This is a genomic window from Bacillus sp. FSL R5-0585 (assembly GCF_038004545.1).
In the GTDB taxonomy this organism is placed as follows: domain Bacteria; phylum Bacillota; class Bacilli; order Bacillales; family Bacillaceae_G; genus Bacillus_A; species Bacillus_A cereus.
In genome coordinates, this window is the sequence record NZ_JBBORJ010000003.1 from 1 (window position 1) to 18,875 (window position 18,875).

Consider the following 18,875-nt stretch of genomic DNA (forward strand, 5'->3'; position numbering starts at 1 on the left):
TTTGAGATGTGGTTGCGAACTGTCTTTTCACTTATAAAAAGTTCACCTGCAATTTCCTTCGTTGTTTTATCTTGAACCAGCAATTCAAATACTTCTCTCTCTCTCTTTGTGAGTAAAGGTTTAGATTGATACGCTTTTTCCTTCAACTGGTATAACCCTCCTTGCTTAAGCCAGAGCTGTGTATGTGTAAGTTGGGTGTTTATTTAGTCAAGATATTGTATGAACGAAATGTGCAGGTGGTGAATGAAAATGGGCTTTATTTCCTATGTTATTTTAGACTTTTATACAGTGCGTACACTCTTTTTATCCACTTACTTTCCAACGCGCCATATTTGTTCTAGCAATATACTTACAACCGTACCTACAAATAAACCATTACCGAATATATATTGCATAACAGACGGCAAGGATTGGAGTGCTCCAGACGGTAAAAACATAACGCCGCTGCCAAATAATACTGCAACGCCTAAAATCGTCACATTCCTTTCACTCATCGGCACTTGTTTTATATTATTAAATCCAATTCCAATTAACTGTACGAACGAAGCCATTAAAACAGCCGATGCGACAGCTGATGGTAAAGATGCTAAGTAACGAATAATACTTGGAAAAAGAGACATTACGACTAGTAACGCACATGCCATTAAGAACGATCGTATATACTTTTGTTTTGTTAAACGTATAAATCCTGCCGTTGCTGGTAACGGAACGACACCTACAGTTGAAAATACAGAAGAGATGATATGCGAAATCCCTCCAACCCATGTTCCATCTTTCAACTGTTTTTGTTCAATAGTCGCTTTATGAATAGTTGCTTGATTAATTGCTATAATAGCTGCCACCGTATTCGAAACTAAAATACATACCATAACAAAACTTGATACAGCCATACCTGTATTCCATTTTGGAAGTCCCCAAGCAAATATATGTGGAAGTTGCACAAAATGAGTTACTTGAGATGGGATTGTCACTTTTCCTGCAATGAGAAAAATAACCCACCCACTAATTAATCCTATTAAAACTGCATAACTTTTGACAAAGCCTTTTCCAAAATTAGATAGTATAATAACGAACAGAAATATACTAAACGCGATCATTGCTGTAAATCCGTCGATTTGAGAAATAGTAGCTGTAATTCCTAACATTCCTTTTAAAAATACACCACTTAATTGTAAACATAATAAAAGTAAAAACGTCCCTGTCACAAGCGGCGTAAATAAAAATAAAATACGTCCTATAAAACCAGTTACTCCTAATCCTATTAAAATAACACCGGAGATTATCATTCCTAATTCTAAAATTTGCAGTGTACTATGTAATTGATCTTGTCCGGCCGTTGCATAAGCAAGTACGGTAAATACACCAACCCAAGATCCAGCCGGCCCATCCGCAATTGGCAGTCTATGCCCAAGCCATCCTTGTAAAAAAGAAGATATACCAACTACAAAAAATGTACGCTGCATTAAATAAAATATTTCTTCCGTCGTAAGATGAAATAATCCGCCAACGACAATTGGTAGTGCGATTGAATTTGCTAATAAAAATATAAACCATTGTAAAGTTCCCATAATATGATTTTGGTTATGTTGATTGTCCAATTTTTTCATCCCTTCTAGCTTTCCTATAAAAATATATTGTAAGAATAAAAAAGAAGAGTTCTATACTCACCATTAGAACCCTCCTCAAAATATTTAAACGATTCTTCTACACAAGATTATTTAATTCCACCTCATTTAAACTTCCAACAACAATATTTCCTTTATACACGACTAAACGTTTTTCTGTTTGACGCGCTACTGCTTCAGCAGCGCATGTCGCATTCGTCAAAACAAAGCTCGCTTCATCCCCTACATTCGGCCATACTCGCTTCCCTTCCTTATTTAACGTTTCTTTTCCTCCTGTAATAAAGCGGAGTGCTTTTCCTAAAGACCTTTCGTCACTCCACCCAAAACGCTCTGCTAATCGATTCGCCTTTTGAAGCATATCACCTGTTCCAAACGGTGACCAATGATCTGTAATGCTATCATTGCCTAATGAAACCTTAACACCTTTTTTATCTAATAACGGAATTGGGATTACTTGTTTACCAATTGGCACCGTTGAAGTAATATCAATATTTACATTTGCGAGTCTTTCTGTCACTTCTTCAGCCTCTTTATCAGTAACACCACCAAGTCCAAGTGCATGACTAATCGTTACACGGCCTTGCCATCCTGCTTCTTCTGTTAAACTTGCCAATCTCTTCATCGTAAACGTTCCAAGATTATTCGCATCGTGCAAATGAATATCAACATCCGCATTAAATTCTACTGCGATATCCATAATTGTATGTAATGACTTTTCAATGTCATTATCCACTGTAGCTGGATCTACTCCTCCGACTAGATGAGCCCCCATACGCATCGCATCTTTCACGAGTTGCACAGAATTACTGCGCAATAATCCATGTTGCGGAAACGCAACAATTCTACTAGATACTCGATTTTTATATGTTTCTAATGCCGCTAACGTCGCCTCCAAATTACCAAGCCCAATAATTGGATCAACATTACAATGCGTTCTAATATTCGTTGCACCATTTTGCAGTAGTAACTCTAGCATATTTTCCGCTCTATTTTGGGCAGTCGCTAATTGCTTTGGTAAAATTTTTTCTTCTTCATTAAAACGTGTAAAAATACTTTCTGCTGGCATACAAGCTTTCCATGGGCCACTATAATATGTTTTATCAATGTGAATGTGCATCTCTTTGAAAGCTGGCAACATTAATAAGTTCTTAGCATCAAAAGTTACTATCTCTTCCTCTTGAACAATCCCTTTTATAATTTTTTTAATTCGACCATCTTCAATAAGTAAACTGCATAATTCTGTTTCTGTTTGTGAAATTCTCTCTTCTTCATATGTATATCCTGATTCAAGCATTACGTTAGTCAACCAATATACTGTCATCTCTATTTCCCCACCCTTTATTAAAAATCACCTCATAACTACAAGTTTAATATCCACTGAAAATTAAGACAATTAATACGATCACTTCTCACAAAAAAATGTAATACAACCCCATAGTCTTCTCATAAATTTCCATATAGAATAAAAGTATGCAGTTTGATATAAAAAGGAGTTGATTGGAATATGTCAAAAAAGTTATGTAAATCCGAAACTGATAAAATGCTATTTGGTATATGTGGTGGTTTAGGAGAATATTTTGATATTAGCTCTACTCTTATTCGTATCATTTGGGTTATTGCTGTTTTATGTTTTGGGACAGGATTTTTAGTTTATTTCATTTGTTTATTACTTATGCCACGTTCGTACTAACGGCATTATTTCACATACTTAAGAAGAGCAAATCACCTATAGAATCCTATAGGTGATTTTTTCATGAAGAATATTTCATCGTTAAATGTAATACCGCTACTACTTCTTCTTCATTTTTATAAATATGCTTCTTATTCGCTTCAAATTGAATGGAATCAAACTCATTTAATTCGTATACATCATTCTCCACTTGAATAGACACTTTCCCTTTCATTACCGTTACAAGCTCAATCGCACCTTCATGATGAGCTTCTGGCTCATATATACTATTTGATCGTAAACAAGCGCGGTGCATTTCCATCCCTGTTTCTTTCGTATAACGGAACATCGTTTCTAAATGCCACGCTTGTCCTTCATCTACTGCAAATCCTTCTCCACAGCGCGCAACAGCTACAGGTTCTCCAACAACCATTAATCTGGATAAAGGAATTGATAACCCTTTCGTTATTTTCCAAATGACAGCTAGTGTCGGATTTGTTTCCCCTCTTTCGATCTTTCCTAATGTTAATTTACTAACTCCTGTTTTATGGGCTAATTCTTCTAAACTTAATTTCTGTTCATTTCGAATTTGTCTCAATAACTGTCCAACTTGTTGAATGACTTCTTTCGTTTGCATATCTTCATTTTCTTTCATATATAAAACCACCTTAAAGTATAAAATAGTTTACTTCTAATAATAAAAAGTATATTATACTATACATAATTATTTATTTTCGAAAGGAGTGCTATACTTCATGCGCGCAATTTTATTAGGTCTTTTATCATCGGCCTTTTTTTCTGCAACCTTTATTATTAATAGAGCAATGAATGTATCTGGAACGAGCTGGGCTTGGACAGCTTCCTTCCGTTTTTTATTTGCTCTTCCTATTTTATTCCTTATCGTTTTATTTCGCAAAAACTTTAGGGGATTATGGGAAGAGTTAAAAAAACATCCATTGGCATGGATCGGATGGGGTTCTGTTGCCGGTATTGGTTTTTATTCTTTATTAAGTTTCGCAGCTGTCTTTTCTCCAGCTTGGCTCGTTGCTGGAACTTGGCAAGTTACGATTTTAGCTGGTTTACTACTATCACCACTATTTTTCGTGAAAATAGAAAAAAAATCAGGTACGAAACTTGTACGTGGAAAAATTCCACTTCGTAGCTTATATGTTGCATTATTTATTTTACTTGGTGTAATTTGTATGCAAGCAACTGCCGCAGGCCATATTACAATGACTCAGTTCATTTCAGGTTTCTTACCTGTCGTATTAGCCGCTTTCTTATATCCGTTCGGTAACCGAAAAATGATGGAGCTTGTTGGTGGACGCCTTGATACGTTCCAACGTGTATTAGGAATGGCAATTGGAAGTCTTCCTATAACAATCTTGCTTGGTATATACGGATTTTCTACTACTGGCATTCCAACATCCAACCAAATGCTTCAAGGATTTTTGTTAGCATTATGTTCCGGCGTTATTGCAACGATGACATTTTTCTTTGCTACTGACTTAGCAAAAGATAACCTCGCTCTACTTGGAGCTGTTGAAGCAACACAAGCTGGAACGATGGTCTTTACCGTACTTGGAGAAATCATTTTCTTAAATGGTTCACTCCCTGGAGGACTTTCTCTCATCGGAATGATTATTATCATGTTAGGAATGGTTGCAAATAGTATTTTAAACCGTTCTGTTCCAGTCGTTAAACAGAAAAAATCGGCATAAAAAAAGGGTATGGTTCTATAGAGATGAACCATACTCTTTTTTATTGTCCCCCTATTTCGCCTTATCAGAATAGTATTTCATTGGCTGTTTATACTAAAACTTATGTTATAATACGTTTCATGCGCATTAATAGGAGGTAAATTATGTTAAAAAAAGCAATCGCTGAATTTATTGGTACATTTGTACTTGTATTATTCGGAACTGGAGTGGCTGTCACTGGCGACGGAATTGAAGGAATTGGAACATTAGGAATCGCCATGGCTTTCGGCTTATCTATTGTAGCTATGGCATATAGCATCGGAACAATTTCTGGATGTCACATTAACCCAGCAGTATCAGTAGCTATGTTCATCAACAAACGAATGAACGCTATGGAACTTTGTTATTATGTATTAGCTCAAATTTTAGGTGGTTTATTAGGAACTGCAACGTTAGTAACAATTTTAAAATCTGCTAAAACACCTTTAGATAATTTAGGACAAAATGGTTTCGGAACTCTTGGTTTATCTGGAGCATTTTTAGTTGAGTTCATTTTAACTTTCGTATTTATTTTAGTTATCGTTGCTGTAACAGGTAAAAAAGGAAGTTCTTCTTTAGCTGGACTAGTAATTGGTTTCACATTAGTTTTAATTCACTTATTAGGAATTCCGTTAACTGGAACATCTGTTAACCCAGCTCGTAGTATCGCACCAGCTTTATTTGTTGGTGGAGAAGCACTTTCTCAACTATGGGTATTCATCGTAGCACCAATTCTTGGTGGTATCTTCGCAGCTATCGTAGGTAAATTCATTTTAAATACTGAAAAATAGAATTTTCAATATTTCTGAATAAAAAAAGGCGAGCCCTCATTATGAGGAAGCTCGCTTTTTTTTATTCTTTCATTTTAGACTTTAAATTTGTAACTAATTGATCTACCGTTACATTTGCAAGTACGTTTTCCATCGCTTCTTGCGCTTGCATTAAAATAATTTCTAATACTGATTGAATATTAGCTCCTACTGGACATTCAATGTTGGGATTTTCATGGAAGGAAAATAGCTGTCCTTCTTCTACAACTTCCACTGCTTTATATACATCAAGTAATGTAATTTCTTCTAAATCTCGAGCAAGTGTCGTACCACCTTTACCAGCTTGTACATCAACAAGTCCTGCTCTCTTCAACATTCCTGTAATGCGACGAATCACAACTGGATTTGTATTCACACTACCGGCAATCCATTCAGAGGTACAGCGAGAGTTTCGATCTATCGCAAGTAATGTCAGCATATGAACACCTACTGTAAAACGACTACTAATCCCCATCTGCACACCCTCCTTTTTATTCATTCTATTAAAAGACGACTCTTATTATTATATACTATTTTTAATTTATACATAAAGAAAAAGCATGATTTCAATAGGAAATCATGCTTTTCTCTCATTATTGACGCTTTATAAATTTCGCTAAATCTTTAAATTTCACCTTATCTGAGTAATTCATTACGCCGTTTACGTAAATGCGGCTTGTAACAGCATTTAATACCGCAATTGTCGCCAATAAGACTGCTAATGTTATCGTAATTTCTAGCATACCTGCTTCACCAGCTACAATACGTGAGAAGGTAACCATCGGTGTAAAAAATGGAACGTAAGAACTTACAACAACGATAGTACTATTCGGATCACTTAATGATTTAATACTAATAAAGAATGCAGCCATAATTAAAATCATTACCGGGAAAGATACAGCTTGTAAATCCTCCGTCTTAGACACGACAGCTCCAGCAGCAGCATACATCATCGCATAAAGTAAATATCCCGTAATGAAATAAACAAGAAACATGCTGATAACCTTTGCATCTAATTTCGTAAAGTCAATTGGAATACCAAATAGTGAGGCACTTTCTAAATCGACCCAGCCTAACAAATATGGAATAAGATAACCACACGCCAATATGACAAGTTGCAATAACGCCGTTGAAACAACCGCTAAAATTTTCGCATACATCATCGTAAGAGGCTTCACTTTCGGAAGCATTACTTCCATTACACGTGACGCCTTTTCAGATGCAATATTCATTGCGATTGTATTTCCGAACGCTACAATAAACATATATAAAGCAAATGTAAAGAAATAGGCAATTCCGAAAGAAGATGTACGATCTTTTATCGCTTCTTGCTTTACTTGAATTTCTGTTTGTAATTGCTGTGCAATTTCTGGTGAAACATTATTTTTGGCAATCGTCACCATCGTATATTGTTGCTTTAAATATCCTGCCATAATTGCAGAAGTTGCTTGGCTTGGAAATCCATTATACATATATGTAATCGATGGAGCCCCACCCTTTTCCGTCACATGGAATAGACCATCTAAATCGCCTTCTTCTACTTGCTTATGCAGTTTATCAAAATCATCCTTTGAACCAATTGTTATTTTTGCTGATGGCAATAGCTTATTTAGCTCATCTTTTTGTACTTTATATGTGGAACTCTCTACTACAACTGCAATTTTATCTTTATCCTTATTTTTATCATCGCCTGAAGTAAAATGATTAAATGCAAAAATCCCAAACACAACTAAAAATAAAATCGCACTCGTAATTAATGATTTCTTAGATAAAAACGCTTCCCTAAAATAAAATGAAAATACGTGAGAAAATTTACGCATCGTTATTTCGCCCTCTCTACAAAGATTTCGTTTAACGTCGGCTCTAACATTTTGAATTGTCGTAAGCTAACACCTTGCTCTTGCAACTGTTGCAAAATCTTGAGAGCTTCCGCATCGTCTTGTACTTTCACATAAAGAAGGCCTTGTTGTTTTTCATACGATACATGTATAGCTTCTAATCCCTTTTCATTCTCTACTGTATCTTCAATCGTTAAATTACGGAAACCGTATTCTTTCTTAATATCACTTAGCTGTCCTTTTACGACTGCTTCACCTTTTTTCAAAATACATACATGTTGGCAAAAAGCCTCTACTTGTTCCATACGATGACTTGATAAAATAATCGTCTTTCCGCTCTGTACTTGTTCTTCAATAATACTAGCTAGCATCCCAGCATTAACTGGATCAAGGCCGCTGAATGGTTCATCTAGAATGAGAAGTTCCGGATTATGAAGAAGAGCAGCAATTAATTGTATTTTTTGCTGATTCCCTTTTGAAAGCTCTCCAGCCGTTTTAAATTTATATTCTGGTATCGCTAAACGCTCTAACCAGTGATCAATAGCGTGATCCACTTCTTTCTTCGACATTCCTTCTAATCTACCAAAATATCGCAGCTGATCTATTACTCTACTTTTTGTATATAAACCTCTTTCTTCTGGTAAATACCCAATTGTTACAACACTATTTCCAAATGCTTTTCCATCCCATGTAATCGAACCTTCATTAGGCGTTAATAATCCGAGAAGCATTTTGATTGTTGTTGTTTTCCCTGCACCATTTCGTCCAAGTAACCCTAGTACTTCACCTTTTGGTAACGAAATTTGCAAACCGTTAACTGCTTTTGATTCCCCAAATTGTTTCGTTAAGTTTTGAATTTGTAAACTCAAGTATAAAGCCTCCCCTTTAGTATCATTCGTACTCTCTTTCAAAGACTATGTTTATTCAAGACAAAATATAGCACCACGCTTCATCCTCTTATATGTAAACATCGTCATGAATCCATCATTTACTCTATTTAGTTAAAATTGTAAATAACAAAGTTCTTTTTGTCAATTATAATTGTCATTACGACAATAAAACTTGTCAAAACAACTATTATTATTTTGCTCATCTTTCTAATATAGGACATACTACTATATATACAAAAGACAATATGCAAATGTTCATATAAAAATATTATATTTTAATATATAATATAAAATGATTTTCTAACATCAAGGAGGATACATATGAAGATGAAGAGGGGCATTACCACTTTATTATCTGTAGCGGTTCTATCTACATCACTTGTAGCATGTTCAGGAACACCAGAGAAAACAGTGGCGAAAGAAGAGAAAGTAAAATTAACAGAACAACAATTAATGGCTGATTTATGGTATCAAACAGCCGGTGAAACGAAAGCACTTTACTACCAAGGGTACAACATTGGTCAATTAAAGCTTGATGCAATTCTTGCAAAAGGGACAGAGAAAAAACCTGCTATCGTGCTTGATTTAGACGAAACTGTTTTAGATAACAGTCCTCATCAGGCAATGAGCGTAAAAACAGGCAAAGGCTATCCTTACAAATGGGATGATTGGATTAACAAAGCTGAAGCTGAAGCCCTTCCAGGTGCAATTGATTTCTTAAAATATACAGAGTCTAAAGGTGTAGATATTTACTACATCTCAAATCGTAAAACGAATCAACTAGATGCAACAATTAAAAATCTTGAGCGTGTAGGTGCTCCTCAAGCAACGAAAGAACATATATTACTACAAGATCCGAAAGAAAAAGGAAAAGAAAAACGCCGTGAACTCGTTTCTCAAACCCATGATATTGTCTTATTCTTCGGTGATAACTTATCTGATTTCACAGGTTTTGATGGAAAATCTGTAAAAGATCGTAACCAAACAGTAGCAGATTCAAAAGCACAATTTGGTGAGAAATTCATTATTTTCCCGAATCCAATGTATGGCGATTGGGAAGGCGCTTTATATGATTATGATTTCAAAAAATCAGATGCAGAAAAAGATAAAATCCGTCGCGACAACTTAAAATCATTTGATGTAAAATAAAAGAGGATGGCATTCGCCATCCTCTTTTATTTTACTTTCTCTGTTAAAGGCAAGATAAATACTTCCACACGTCTATTCTTTGCCTTTCCTTCTTGTGTATCGTTTGGAGCAATTGAACGGTATTCTCCGTATCCAATCGCACTAAATTTTTCTGGTTGTAATTCTTTATTTTGCAGTAATACTTGCATAAAATTAACTGCCCGCTGCGTACTTAATTCCCAATTCGACGCAAACTGCGCATTGGCAATAGGGACATTATCCGTATGACCCGATACTGTAATTTCACGAGGTGACGCTGAAACAAGTAAGCTAGACATCTCTTTTGCAATCCCTAAAGATTCTAATTTCACATCTGCTTTCCCCGAATCAAACAGTATATTTTCTAATATTGTCACCATTAATCCCTTTTCAGTTAATTTAGTTTGAAAAGAAGAAGATAATTGTTTTTCATTAATATATTGATCAATCTTTTTTTGTAATGCTTTCAATTCATCCATCTCTTTTTTTTCTTTAGCTCTAGCTTCTTCTTGTTTTTTTGCTTGTTCTGCCTCAAGGCTACTTGCTGATAATTCTTTTTCATCATTTGGCTTTTGATCACTTAAAAATTCTTTGTTACCTGTTCCCCCAGCTAATTCACTTCGAAAAGCAACTGCCATCTGTTTAAACTTCGCAGCATCTATACTACTCATTGCGAATAAAACGATAAACAATGCAAATAACAACGTTAACATATCAGAATATGGGATTAACCACGTTTCATCGATATGCTCATCATGTTTTTTCTTTTTGCCTCTTCTATTTTTCTTACTCCGCATTTTTTTCTGCTCCTTTTTCTAGCTTTTTACGCTCAGTTGCAGAAAGTGCACCTAAAATGCGGTTCTTCATAATAAACGGATATGTACCTTCTTGTAACATTAATAAACAATCAATGATTAAACGTTTTTTCTCAATTTCAGCTGAAGATTTTTGCTTTAACTTATTTGCAAATGGATGCCATAATACATAACCTGAAAAAATACCAAAAATCGTTGCAATAAACGCACCCGAAATAGCATGACCTAACTTTTCAATATCAGTTAAGTTACCAAGCGCAGCTACAAGACCGATAACAGCACCTAAAACTCCTAATGTCGGTGCATACGTACCAGCTTGTGAAAAAATAGCAGCTCCCTTTGCATGTCTTTCTTCAATTGCTTCTAATTCAGATTCCAAAATCTGCTCTAAATCTTCTGCGGATACGCCATCAATCACAAATTTCATACCGCGCAAAAGAAATTCATCTTGAATTTTGTCTAATTGTTGCTCTAAAGACAAAATACCGTATTTTCTACTTTCAGATGTCCAATGAACAAATAATTCTAGCAACTGTTCATAACTTAAATCCTTTTTATTTGAACCAAAAAGAACTTTAAATAGTTTTGGAACCCTTTTTAGTTGATTCATCGGAAATGCAATACATACTGCAGCAAATGTACCGATAAAAATAATTAATGCTGCGGCAGGATTTAATAAGGCTGTTACGTCAGCGCCCTTGACGACCATCCCTACTACCACTGCTACAAATCCTAAAATAAGTCCAATAATTGTTGCAAAATCCATTCCCATTCACTCCTAGTCTATACAAGAAGTTCTTTATTCTCGATAATCGCTACATCTTCTTATGTATATATATTACATAAAAAATGCAAATCATGAAAGATAAGAAATGAATTATATAAAAAAATACTACAAATTCACACATTTTCTGACATTTTCTTTGCATTTCTATTACGTTATGACTCTTATATTCCTTTTCCAACAAACTAGATTTATAATAAAAAAAACAATATACATTTTATGAAGAAGGGACTGTGATTACAAGGCATCATGAAAAAGATAATAATTATTTCTGCCACTACTATTGTAATCGGGATCACATCTTTCGCTTACTTTGGTTCTAAAACACCACTACATAATGAAGCAAAAGCTGTCGAAAGTCAAAAGCATAATAACCATAAAAAAGAAGAGATTCCTGTTTTTCCAAAAGCTGATCATAATGCAAAGAAAATAGACGATGACTTTTCAGTTGTAACAAATCCAAAATCTAATCTTGTCTTAATTAATAAACATCGAAAACTACCAGATGGATACATTCCTGAAGACTTAACGAGACCAAATGTACCATTTATTAGTCCAAAAGATAAAGAAAAAACATTGCTGCGCAAAGATGCTGCCGAGGCACTTGAAAACATGTTCAAAGCTGCGAAAAAAGAAGGGCTTGATCTTACAGCTGTATCTGGTTATCGTTCATATAAACGCCAAAAATCGTTGCATGATACATACGTTAGACGTCAAGGAAAAGCCGAAGCTAATTCGGTAAGCGCAATTCCTGGTACAAGTGAACACCAAACGGGTTTAGCAATGGATATTAGTTCAAAATCAGCTAAATTTCAATTAGAGCCTATCTTCGGAGAGACAGCAGAAGGAAAATGGGTCGCGGAACATGCTCATGAATTCGGCTTTGTCATTCGTTACTTAGAAGATAAAACAGATACAACAGAATATGCCTATGAACCATGGCACTTACGCTACGTTGGTAATCCATACGCTACATACCTATATAAACATCACTTAACATTAGAAGAAGCGATGGAAGACAAAAAATAAGAGAGCAAATTGCTCTCTTATTTTTCTTTCACTCTATTATTGTAGTAATTTCTTCTTCCATTCTTCAGGCCATGGCTCGCCTCTTCCTGTTTTTTTCGACGCTTGAACCATCATTCCACGACCTACTAAACAAATCTCTCCTTCTGCATTCTTCACCATATAATGTAAATCTAAAGAAGAATTCCCGACCGATCCTGCCTTTACATACACCTTCAGCTGTTCATCAAAATATATTTGCTTAATAAAATTACATTGTAAATCCGCAACAACGATCATCGTTTCTGATGATGCATGTGTCCACTCTTGCATAAATCCAAGTTCTTTAAACAACGCAATACGAGCTTCTTCAAAATAAGTAAAAGCAACGACATTATTTACATGTCCAAACATATCTACTTCACCAAAACGAACCTTTACAGGGTTGTAAAACGAAAAACCACTTTCCCATTGCTCAAAGTCTTCAATATAAGAAATCCTCTTCATTGTTATCTCTCCTTTTCACCTCGAAATAAACAGAATAAACAGAAAAATACAGTTATAAATATTGCCTCTTCGATATGAAGAGGCAATATTTATTAATAGTTATTATCGCTACCAAAGAAATCTTTGAACGATTGAATTGTTGTATCACGGTTTAATGCCGCAATTGAAGTTGTTAAAGGAATACCCTTCGGACATGATTGCACACAGTTTTGAGAGTTACCACAGTTTGCTAGTCCTCCATCTCCCATAATTGCACGTAAGCGATCTGCTTTATGCATTTCACCCGTTGGATGTGAGTTGAATAAGCGAGCTTGTGATAACGGTGCTGGTCCAATAAAGTCAGACTTACTGTTTACGTTTGGACATGATTCTAAGCAAACACCACATGTCATACATTTTGAAAGCTCATAAGCCCATTGACGCTTTTTCTCAGGCATTCTAGGTCCTGGACCTAGGTCATACGTACCATCAATTGGAATCCACGCTTTAACGCGTTTTAGAGCATTAAACATGCGACTACGATCAACTTGTAAGTCACGTACAACCGGGAACGTCTTCATCGGTTTTAAGCGAATTGGTTGCTCTAATTGATCAATAAGTGCCGTACATGATTGACGTGGTTTTCCGTTAATCACCATCGAACATGCACCACATACTTCCTCTAAGCAGTTCATATCCCATGCAATCGGAGTTGTTTGGTTCCCTTTTGAATCAACAGGATTACGACGGATTTCCATAAGTGCTGAGATAATATTCATATTCGGACGATATGGAATTTCAAATTCTTGGTCAAACGCTTGCGCATCTGGCCCGTCTTGTCTCGTAATGATGAGGCGGATTGTTTTCTCAGACATGTTGTTTATCCCCCTTCTCTTCACCCTTAGCAGCTACATCGTGTTTTGAAGAATAATCACGTTTACGTGGTTTAATTAACGAAATATCAACGTCCTCGTAATGGAATGCTGGTGCATTTCCTTCTCCCTCAAATTTTGCCATCGTAGTTTTTAAGAAGTTTGCATCATCACGATTTGGGAATTCAGGTTTGTAATGCGCCCCACGGCTCTCATTACGGTTATATGCGCCAATTGTAATAACACGTGCTAACTCAAACATATTTGCAAGTTGGCGTGTAAATGAAGCACCTTGGTTACTCCATCTTGCTGTATCGTTAATGTTAATACGTTTGTAACGAGCCATTAATTCTTCAATTTTCGCATCTGTTTCTAATAATTTTTTATTTTCACGAACTACTGTAACGTTATCTGTCATCCATTCTCCAAGCTCTTTATGAAGAACATACGCATTTTCGTTACCATCCATCGTTAAAATATTGTTAAATTTCTCTGTTTCGATTAATTCATTTTGCTCATATACAGTAGATGAAACAGCATCAGATGATTTAGAAAGACCTTTCATATACTCAATTGCGTTTGGTCCTGCTACCATACCACCATAAATTGCTGATAATAGTGAGTTCGCACCAAGACGGTTACCACCGTGCATAGAATAATCACACTCACCTGCTGCAAATAAACCTGGAATATTTGTCATCTGTTTATAATCAACCCATAGTCCGCCCATTGAATAGTGAACAGCTGGGAAGATTTTCATCGGTAGTTTACGAGGATCATCCCCTGTAAATTTCTCATAGATTTCAATAATTCCACCTAGTTTAATATCTAGTTCTTTTGGATCTTTATGAGAAAGATCTAAGTACACCATGTTTTCACCGTTAATACCTAGTTTTTGCTCTACGCAAACATCAAAGATTTCACGCGTTGCGATGTCACGAGGTACAAGGTTTCCGTAAGCCGGATATTTTTCTTCTAAGAAGTACCATGGTTTACCATCTTTATATGTCCAAACACGTCCACCTTCACCACGTGCAGATTCACTCATAAGACGTAATTTATCGTCTCCAGGAATTGCCGTTGGATGAATTTGAATGAACTCACCGTTTGCATAATATGCGCCTTGTTGATATACAGCAGAAGCTGCTGTACCTGTATTGATAATGGAGTTTGTTGATTTTCCGAAAATGATACCAGGGCCCCCTGTTGCCATAATCACGGCATCTGCTCCGAAACTTCTAATCTCCATAGTTTGTAAGTCTTGTGCAACGATTCCTCGGCACACACCTTCATCATCAACAACAGCTCGTAAGAAATCCCAACCTTCATATTTCGTTACAAGTCCTGCTACTTCGTGACGACGTACTTGCTCATCTAATGCGTAAAGTAATTGCTGTCCAGTTGTTGCACCAGCAAATGCTGTACGGTGATGTTGCGTTCCACCAAATCGACGAAAATCAAGAAGTCCTTCTTCCGTACGGTTGAACATAACACCCATACGGTCCATTAAATGAATGATACCAGGTGCTGCTTCACACATTGCTTTAACTGGTGGTTGGTTCGCTAAGAAGTCCCCACCATAAATTGTATCGTCAAAGTGGATCCATGGAGAATCCCCTTCACCTTTCGTATTTACGGCACCGTTAATTCCGCCCTGAGCACATACAGAATGTGAACGTTTTACTGGTACTAAAGAAAACAGTTCAACATTTACTCCTGCTTCTGCCGCTTTAATCGTTGCCATTAAGCCAGCCAAGCCACCGCCGACTACTATAAGTTTCCCTTTCATGCTCTCCCACTCCTTACTGGTTTGCTAGCTGTGGATCGATGAACGCTAATAATGCACTCACACCTACATAAGATAAACCTAAGAAAATAGCTAATGTTACATAAGTAGAGATTCTTTGTGAACGTGGAGATACTGTAATTCCCCAGCTGATGCAGAATGTCCATAGTCCATTTGCAAAGTGGAAAATTGTTGAAACAACACCAACTAAGTAGAATGCAAACATAGCTGGATTGTTTAAAATATCTGCCATCATATCATAGTTTACCTCTTTACCTAACATTGCTTGAATACGAGTTTCCCAGACGTGCCAAGAAATGAAGATCAGCGTAACGATACCTGAAATTCTTTGGAAGACGAACATCCAGTTACGGAAATAACCGTAAGAAACCGCATTGTTCTTAGCTGTAAATGCAATATATAAGCCATATATAGCATGGTACAGTATCGGTAAAAAGATGATGAAAATTTCTAGCGCATACCGGAATGGAAGGAGCTCCATAAAGCCTGCAGCTTTGTTAAAAGCCTCTGCTCCTCGTGTTGCAAAGTTGTTTACAATTAAATGTTGCGTCAAAAAGACACCAACCGGGATGACCCCCATTAATGAGTGCCACTTACGAAACGTATACTCGCGGCCTTTCATGTCCCCATTACCCCCCTTGAATGTTTGACTGCTGTTTTCAGATTAGTTTATGACAATAATGTTTTTTCACTATTGGCATAAGAAAAACTGAAAAAATTATTCGAAATATTTCAGCATAATTTGATACCAAGTTCATTTTACTCCTATTTTTGTCGAAGCGTCAAGAAAACGTATACATAATTTGCATATAATTTGCCAATTCTTTTTTTCTTCTTATATATTCAGATTTTCCTAAAGAAAAATCTGTTTTTATAAATGTGAAATGTTATATAATAATCCCTATAGAAAGAGGGGAATATTGTGAGTAAAAATACAATCGATACAACATCTTTAGAAGATGTTTCATTGAACGCCTTCGCTTATGAATTGCTACGTGAAGAATTACTACCTGATTTAATCGGCAACGATTTAGATGGTATTTTATACTGGTCTGGTAGAAACCTTGCAAGAAAATATCCGCTAGAAACAATTGAAGAAGTCATTCAATTCTTTGAAAAGGCTGGCTGGGGCACTTTAAGCATTGTTGAACATAAGCGTCGTGAAATGCAGTTCCAACTTAAAGGCACACTCATCGCAGAACGTCAAAAACAAAAACGACATTCTTCTTATCAACTAGAAGCCGGATTCATCGCTGAACAAATCCAAAAGCAACGGAACGTCGTTGCGGAGTCATACGAAGAAAAGAAAAAACGTTCTGACTCTATTACATTTCTTGTAAAATGGGATATAAAAGATCTCATTGAAGTGTAAGCATTACCTACAGTCAACTAGACATATCAGTTTAGTTGACTTTTTTGTATTTTCATTCAGATACGTTTATTTTAAATCTTCAGAAATTATACCAAAAAACAGAAGACGTTGTAAACTACAACGTCTTCTTATCTGTTAAATACGTATAAATCGTCTCCGCGACATTTTTCGGCATACCCGCTTCGACAAATTCCTCTATAGAAGCTTCTTTCATCTTCTTTAATGAACCAAAATGTTTTAACAATACCTTTTTCCGTTTATCACCGATTCCTGGAATATCATCCAATGCTGATTGAATGACAGATTTCCCATGTAATTGACGATGGAATGTAATCGCAAATCGATGCACCTCATCTTGAATACGCTGCAATAAATAAAATTCTTGGCTATTTCTCTCAAGCATCACAGGTTCCGGTGGATCCCCAATAATTAAATGGGAGGTTTTATGTTTATCATCTTTTACAAGACCTGCCATCGGAATATATAATCCGAGCTCATTCTCTAAAATATCACTTGCAGCCGCTAGATGGCCTTTTCCTCCATCAATAATAATCAAATCAGGTAAAGGTGAATTTTCTTTAAGCGCCCTTGTATAACGGCGCCTCACAACTTCTCTCATAGACTCATAATCATCTGGTCCTTGAACCGTTTTAATTTTATATTTTCGATACTCTTTCTTCGCCGGTTTCCCATCGATAAAAGCAATCATTGCAGAAACGGGATTTGTTCCTTGAATATTTGAGTTATCAAACGCTTCAATACGATATGGCGTTTCAATCCCAAGCTGCTTCCCTAAATGATCTACCGCTTTAATCGTTCGTTCTTCATCACGTTCAATTAAGTAAAACTTCTCTTCCAGAGCAATCTTCGCATTTTTATTTGCCAATTCTACAAGGTCTTTTTTCTTACCACGTTTCGGCTGCGTCGCTTCCACTTCTAAAAAGCGCTCTACTAATTCCGAGTCTATACTTCCTGGAACGACAATTTCCTTCGGCTTAAAATGACTACTGTTTTCATAAAATTGGCCGATAAACGTTAAAAAACCCTCTTCTGGTTCATCGTAAATTGGAAACATAGAAACATCACGTTCAATTAGCTTTCCTTTTCGAACGAAGAAAACTTGAACACACATCCATCCTTTATCCACTGCATACCCAAACACATCACGATCCACTAAGTCACTCATAATCATCTTTTGTTTTTCCATAATCGCATCAATATGAGCAATTTGATCACGCAACTCTTTTGCACGTTCAAACTCTAGTTTCTCTGAGGCCTCATACATTTTTATTTCTAGTTCTGAACGAACTTCTTTATGTCCACCATTTAAAAACTTAATAATTTCATCTACAATTTCTTTATTTTGTTCTTCCGTCACTTCTTTCACACAAGGCGCTAAACATTGCCCCATATGATAATACAAACAAACTTTATCTGGCATATTCGTGCATTTCCGAAGTGGATACATACGATCTAGCAGTTTTTTCGTTTCATGAGCAGATTGTGCATTTGGATAAGGACCAAAATATTTCCCTTTATCCTTTTTTACGTTTCGAGTAATGAGTAAGCGCGGTTGCTTCTCCGCCGTAATTTTAATAAAAGGATATGTTTTATCATCTTTTAATTGAATATTATATTTCGGATCATATTTTTTAATTAGATTTAACTCTAAAATAAGTGCTTCTAAATTCGAAGAGGTTACAATATATTCAAAATCAACAATTTCTCCTACAAGCCGCAGTGTTTTCCCATCATGTGAACCAGTAAAGTACGAGCGCACACGATTTTTAAGCACTTTTGCCTTTCCGACATATATAACCGTTCCTTGCTTATCTTTCATCAAATAACAACCAGGTTGATCTGGTAAAATAGCCAACTTCTCTTTCAAATGTTCGTGCACTCGTCTCCCTCCATTTCTACATACTTAGCATTTTTATTTTCCCTTGAAAACATACTATGCCCAAACACCCAACATACGTTCTTTCATTGTAACGGAA

General features: G+C 36.0%; 19 protein-coding genes and 1 pseudogene. 6 read left to right on the forward strand and 14 right to left on the reverse strand.

Annotated elements, in window-relative coordinates:
• The 3 genes and pseudogenes from gerE to MKY38_RS27885 all read right to left on the reverse strand — a co-directional run.
• Positions 1-146 (reverse strand): annotated as a pseudogene (gerE, locus tag MKY38_RS27875) (spore germination transcription factor GerE); the annotation flags it as partial.
• A 165-nt stretch (positions 147-311) separates the two neighbouring features.
• Complete coding sequence (locus tag MKY38_RS27880; protein WP_046393012.1) at positions 312-1,607, reverse strand: purine/pyrimidine permease; 1,296 nt, start codon at positions 1,605-1,607, stop codon at positions 312-314.
• A gap of 97 nt (positions 1,608-1,704) precedes the next feature.
• On the reverse strand, positions 1,705-2,946 hold the full coding sequence (locus MKY38_RS27885) for an amidohydrolase family protein (protein ID WP_065222777.1): 1,242 nt from the start codon (positions 2,944-2,946) through the stop codon (positions 1,705-1,707).
• 183 nt (positions 2,947-3,129) lie between these two features.
• Here MKY38_RS27885 and MKY38_RS27890 point away from each other — a divergent pair, with 183 nt between their 5' ends.
• A complete protein-coding gene (locus MKY38_RS27890; protein ID WP_000038411.1) occupies positions 3,130-3,315 on the forward strand; it encodes a PspC domain-containing protein in 186 nt (61 codons plus the stop codon).
• 61 nt (positions 3,316-3,376) lie between these two features.
• Here MKY38_RS27890 and MKY38_RS27895 read toward each other — a convergent pair whose 3' ends face one another.
• Positions 3,377-3,949: a helix-turn-helix domain-containing protein gene (locus MKY38_RS27895; RefSeq protein ID WP_065222775.1), complete on the reverse strand. Its 573-nt coding sequence runs from the start codon at positions 3,947-3,949 to the stop codon at positions 3,377-3,379.
• Positions 3,950-4,049: 100 nt separating this feature from the next.
• On the opposite strand from MKY38_RS27895, the gene MKY38_RS27900 reads away from it, so the two are divergent.
• Complete coding sequence (locus MKY38_RS27900; RefSeq protein WP_070180529.1) at positions 4,050-5,015, forward strand: DMT family transporter; 966 nt, start codon at positions 4,050-4,052, stop codon at positions 5,013-5,015.
• Between the two features lie 143 nt (positions 5,016-5,158).
• Complete coding sequence (locus MKY38_RS27905; RefSeq protein WP_000913209.1) at positions 5,159-5,824, forward strand: aquaporin; 666 nt, start codon at positions 5,159-5,161, stop codon at positions 5,822-5,824.
• Between the two features lie 61 nt (positions 5,825-5,885).
• Here MKY38_RS27905 and MKY38_RS27910 read toward each other — a convergent pair whose 3' ends face one another.
• The 3 genes from MKY38_RS27910 to MKY38_RS27920 all read right to left on the reverse strand — a co-directional run bounded on the left by MKY38_RS27910 (position 5,886) and on the right by MKY38_RS27920 (position 8,549).
• A complete protein-coding gene (locus MKY38_RS27910; protein ID WP_000512998.1) occupies positions 5,886-6,317 on the reverse strand; it encodes an Rrf2 family transcriptional regulator in 432 nt (143 codons plus the stop codon).
• Positions 6,318-6,435: 118 nt separating this feature from the next.
• On the reverse strand, positions 6,436-7,662 hold the full coding sequence (locus MKY38_RS27915; RefSeq protein ID WP_001224980.1) for an ABC transporter permease: 1,227 nt from the start codon (positions 7,660-7,662) through the stop codon (positions 6,436-6,438).
• A gap of 2 nt (positions 7,663-7,664) precedes the next feature.
• Positions 7,665-8,549, reverse strand: coding sequence for an ABC transporter ATP-binding protein (locus MKY38_RS27920; protein ID WP_070180530.1), 885 nt, complete (start codon positions 8,547-8,549; stop codon positions 7,665-7,667).
• 342 nt (positions 8,550-8,891) lie between these two features.
• Here MKY38_RS27920 and MKY38_RS27925 point away from each other — a divergent pair, with 342 nt between their 5' ends.
• Positions 8,892-9,719, forward strand: coding sequence for a 5'-nucleotidase, lipoprotein e(P4) family (locus MKY38_RS27925; protein ID WP_000782767.1), 828 nt, complete (start codon positions 8,892-8,894; stop codon positions 9,717-9,719).
• A gap of 26 nt (positions 9,720-9,745) precedes the next feature.
• Here the strand turns inward: MKY38_RS27925 and motB are convergent, their stop codons facing one another.
• A complete protein-coding gene (gene motB, locus MKY38_RS27930) occupies positions 9,746-10,534 on the reverse strand; it encodes a flagellar motor protein MotB (RefSeq protein WP_001256734.1) in 789 nt (262 codons plus the stop codon).
• Entirely contained in the window at positions 10,524-11,318 is a 795-nt protein-coding gene (gene motA, locus MKY38_RS27935) for a flagellar motor stator protein MotA (RefSeq protein ID WP_000344859.1), read from the reverse strand. The genes motB and motA overlap by 11 nt, the downstream gene beginning before the upstream one ends.
• A gap of 267 nt (positions 11,319-11,585) precedes the next feature.
• Here motA and MKY38_RS27940 point away from each other — a divergent pair, with 267 nt between their 5' ends.
• A complete protein-coding gene (locus MKY38_RS27940) occupies positions 11,586-12,365 on the forward strand; it encodes a M15 family metallopeptidase (protein WP_065222773.1) in 780 nt (259 codons plus the stop codon).
• 36 nt (positions 12,366-12,401) lie between these two features.
• Here MKY38_RS27940 and MKY38_RS27945 read toward each other — a convergent pair whose 3' ends face one another.
• From MKY38_RS27945 to sdhC, 4 genes are all read right to left on the reverse strand, one after another.
• Positions 12,402-12,848 carry an acyl-CoA thioesterase gene (locus tag MKY38_RS27945; RefSeq protein WP_000822735.1) on the reverse strand — a complete coding sequence of 149 codons (447 nt, stop codon included), beginning with the start codon at positions 12,846-12,848 and terminating at the stop codon, positions 12,402-12,404.
• Between the two features lie 92 nt (positions 12,849-12,940).
• Positions 12,941-13,702, reverse strand: coding sequence for a succinate dehydrogenase iron-sulfur subunit (gene sdhB / locus MKY38_RS27950; protein WP_001291827.1), 762 nt, complete (start codon positions 13,700-13,702; stop codon positions 12,941-12,943).
• Positions 13,695-15,488 (reverse strand): succinate dehydrogenase flavoprotein subunit, encoded by a 1,794-nt coding sequence (gene sdhA, locus MKY38_RS27955; protein WP_000676750.1) that lies wholly within the window; start codon positions 15,486-15,488, stop codon positions 13,695-13,697. Before sdhA ends, sdhB begins: the two co-directional genes overlap by 8 nt.
• Before the next feature lie 13 nt (positions 15,489-15,501).
• A complete protein-coding gene (gene sdhC / locus MKY38_RS27960; RefSeq protein ID WP_000678354.1) occupies positions 15,502-16,128 on the reverse strand; it encodes a succinate dehydrogenase cytochrome B558 in 627 nt (208 codons plus the stop codon).
• A gap of 300 nt (positions 16,129-16,428) precedes the next feature.
• Here sdhC and MKY38_RS27965 point away from each other — a divergent pair, with 300 nt between their 5' ends.
• Complete coding sequence (locus tag MKY38_RS27965; protein WP_000042226.1) at positions 16,429-16,878, forward strand: YslB family protein; 450 nt, start codon at positions 16,429-16,431, stop codon at positions 16,876-16,878.
• Positions 16,879-16,993: 115 nt separating this feature from the next.
• On the opposite strand, the gene uvrC is transcribed toward MKY38_RS27965, so the two are convergent.
• Positions 16,994-18,778: an excinuclease ABC subunit C gene (gene uvrC / locus MKY38_RS27970; RefSeq protein WP_000544296.1), complete on the reverse strand. Its 1,785-nt coding sequence runs from the start codon at positions 18,776-18,778 to the stop codon at positions 16,994-16,996.
• Positions 18,779-18,875: the final 97 nt, after the last annotated feature.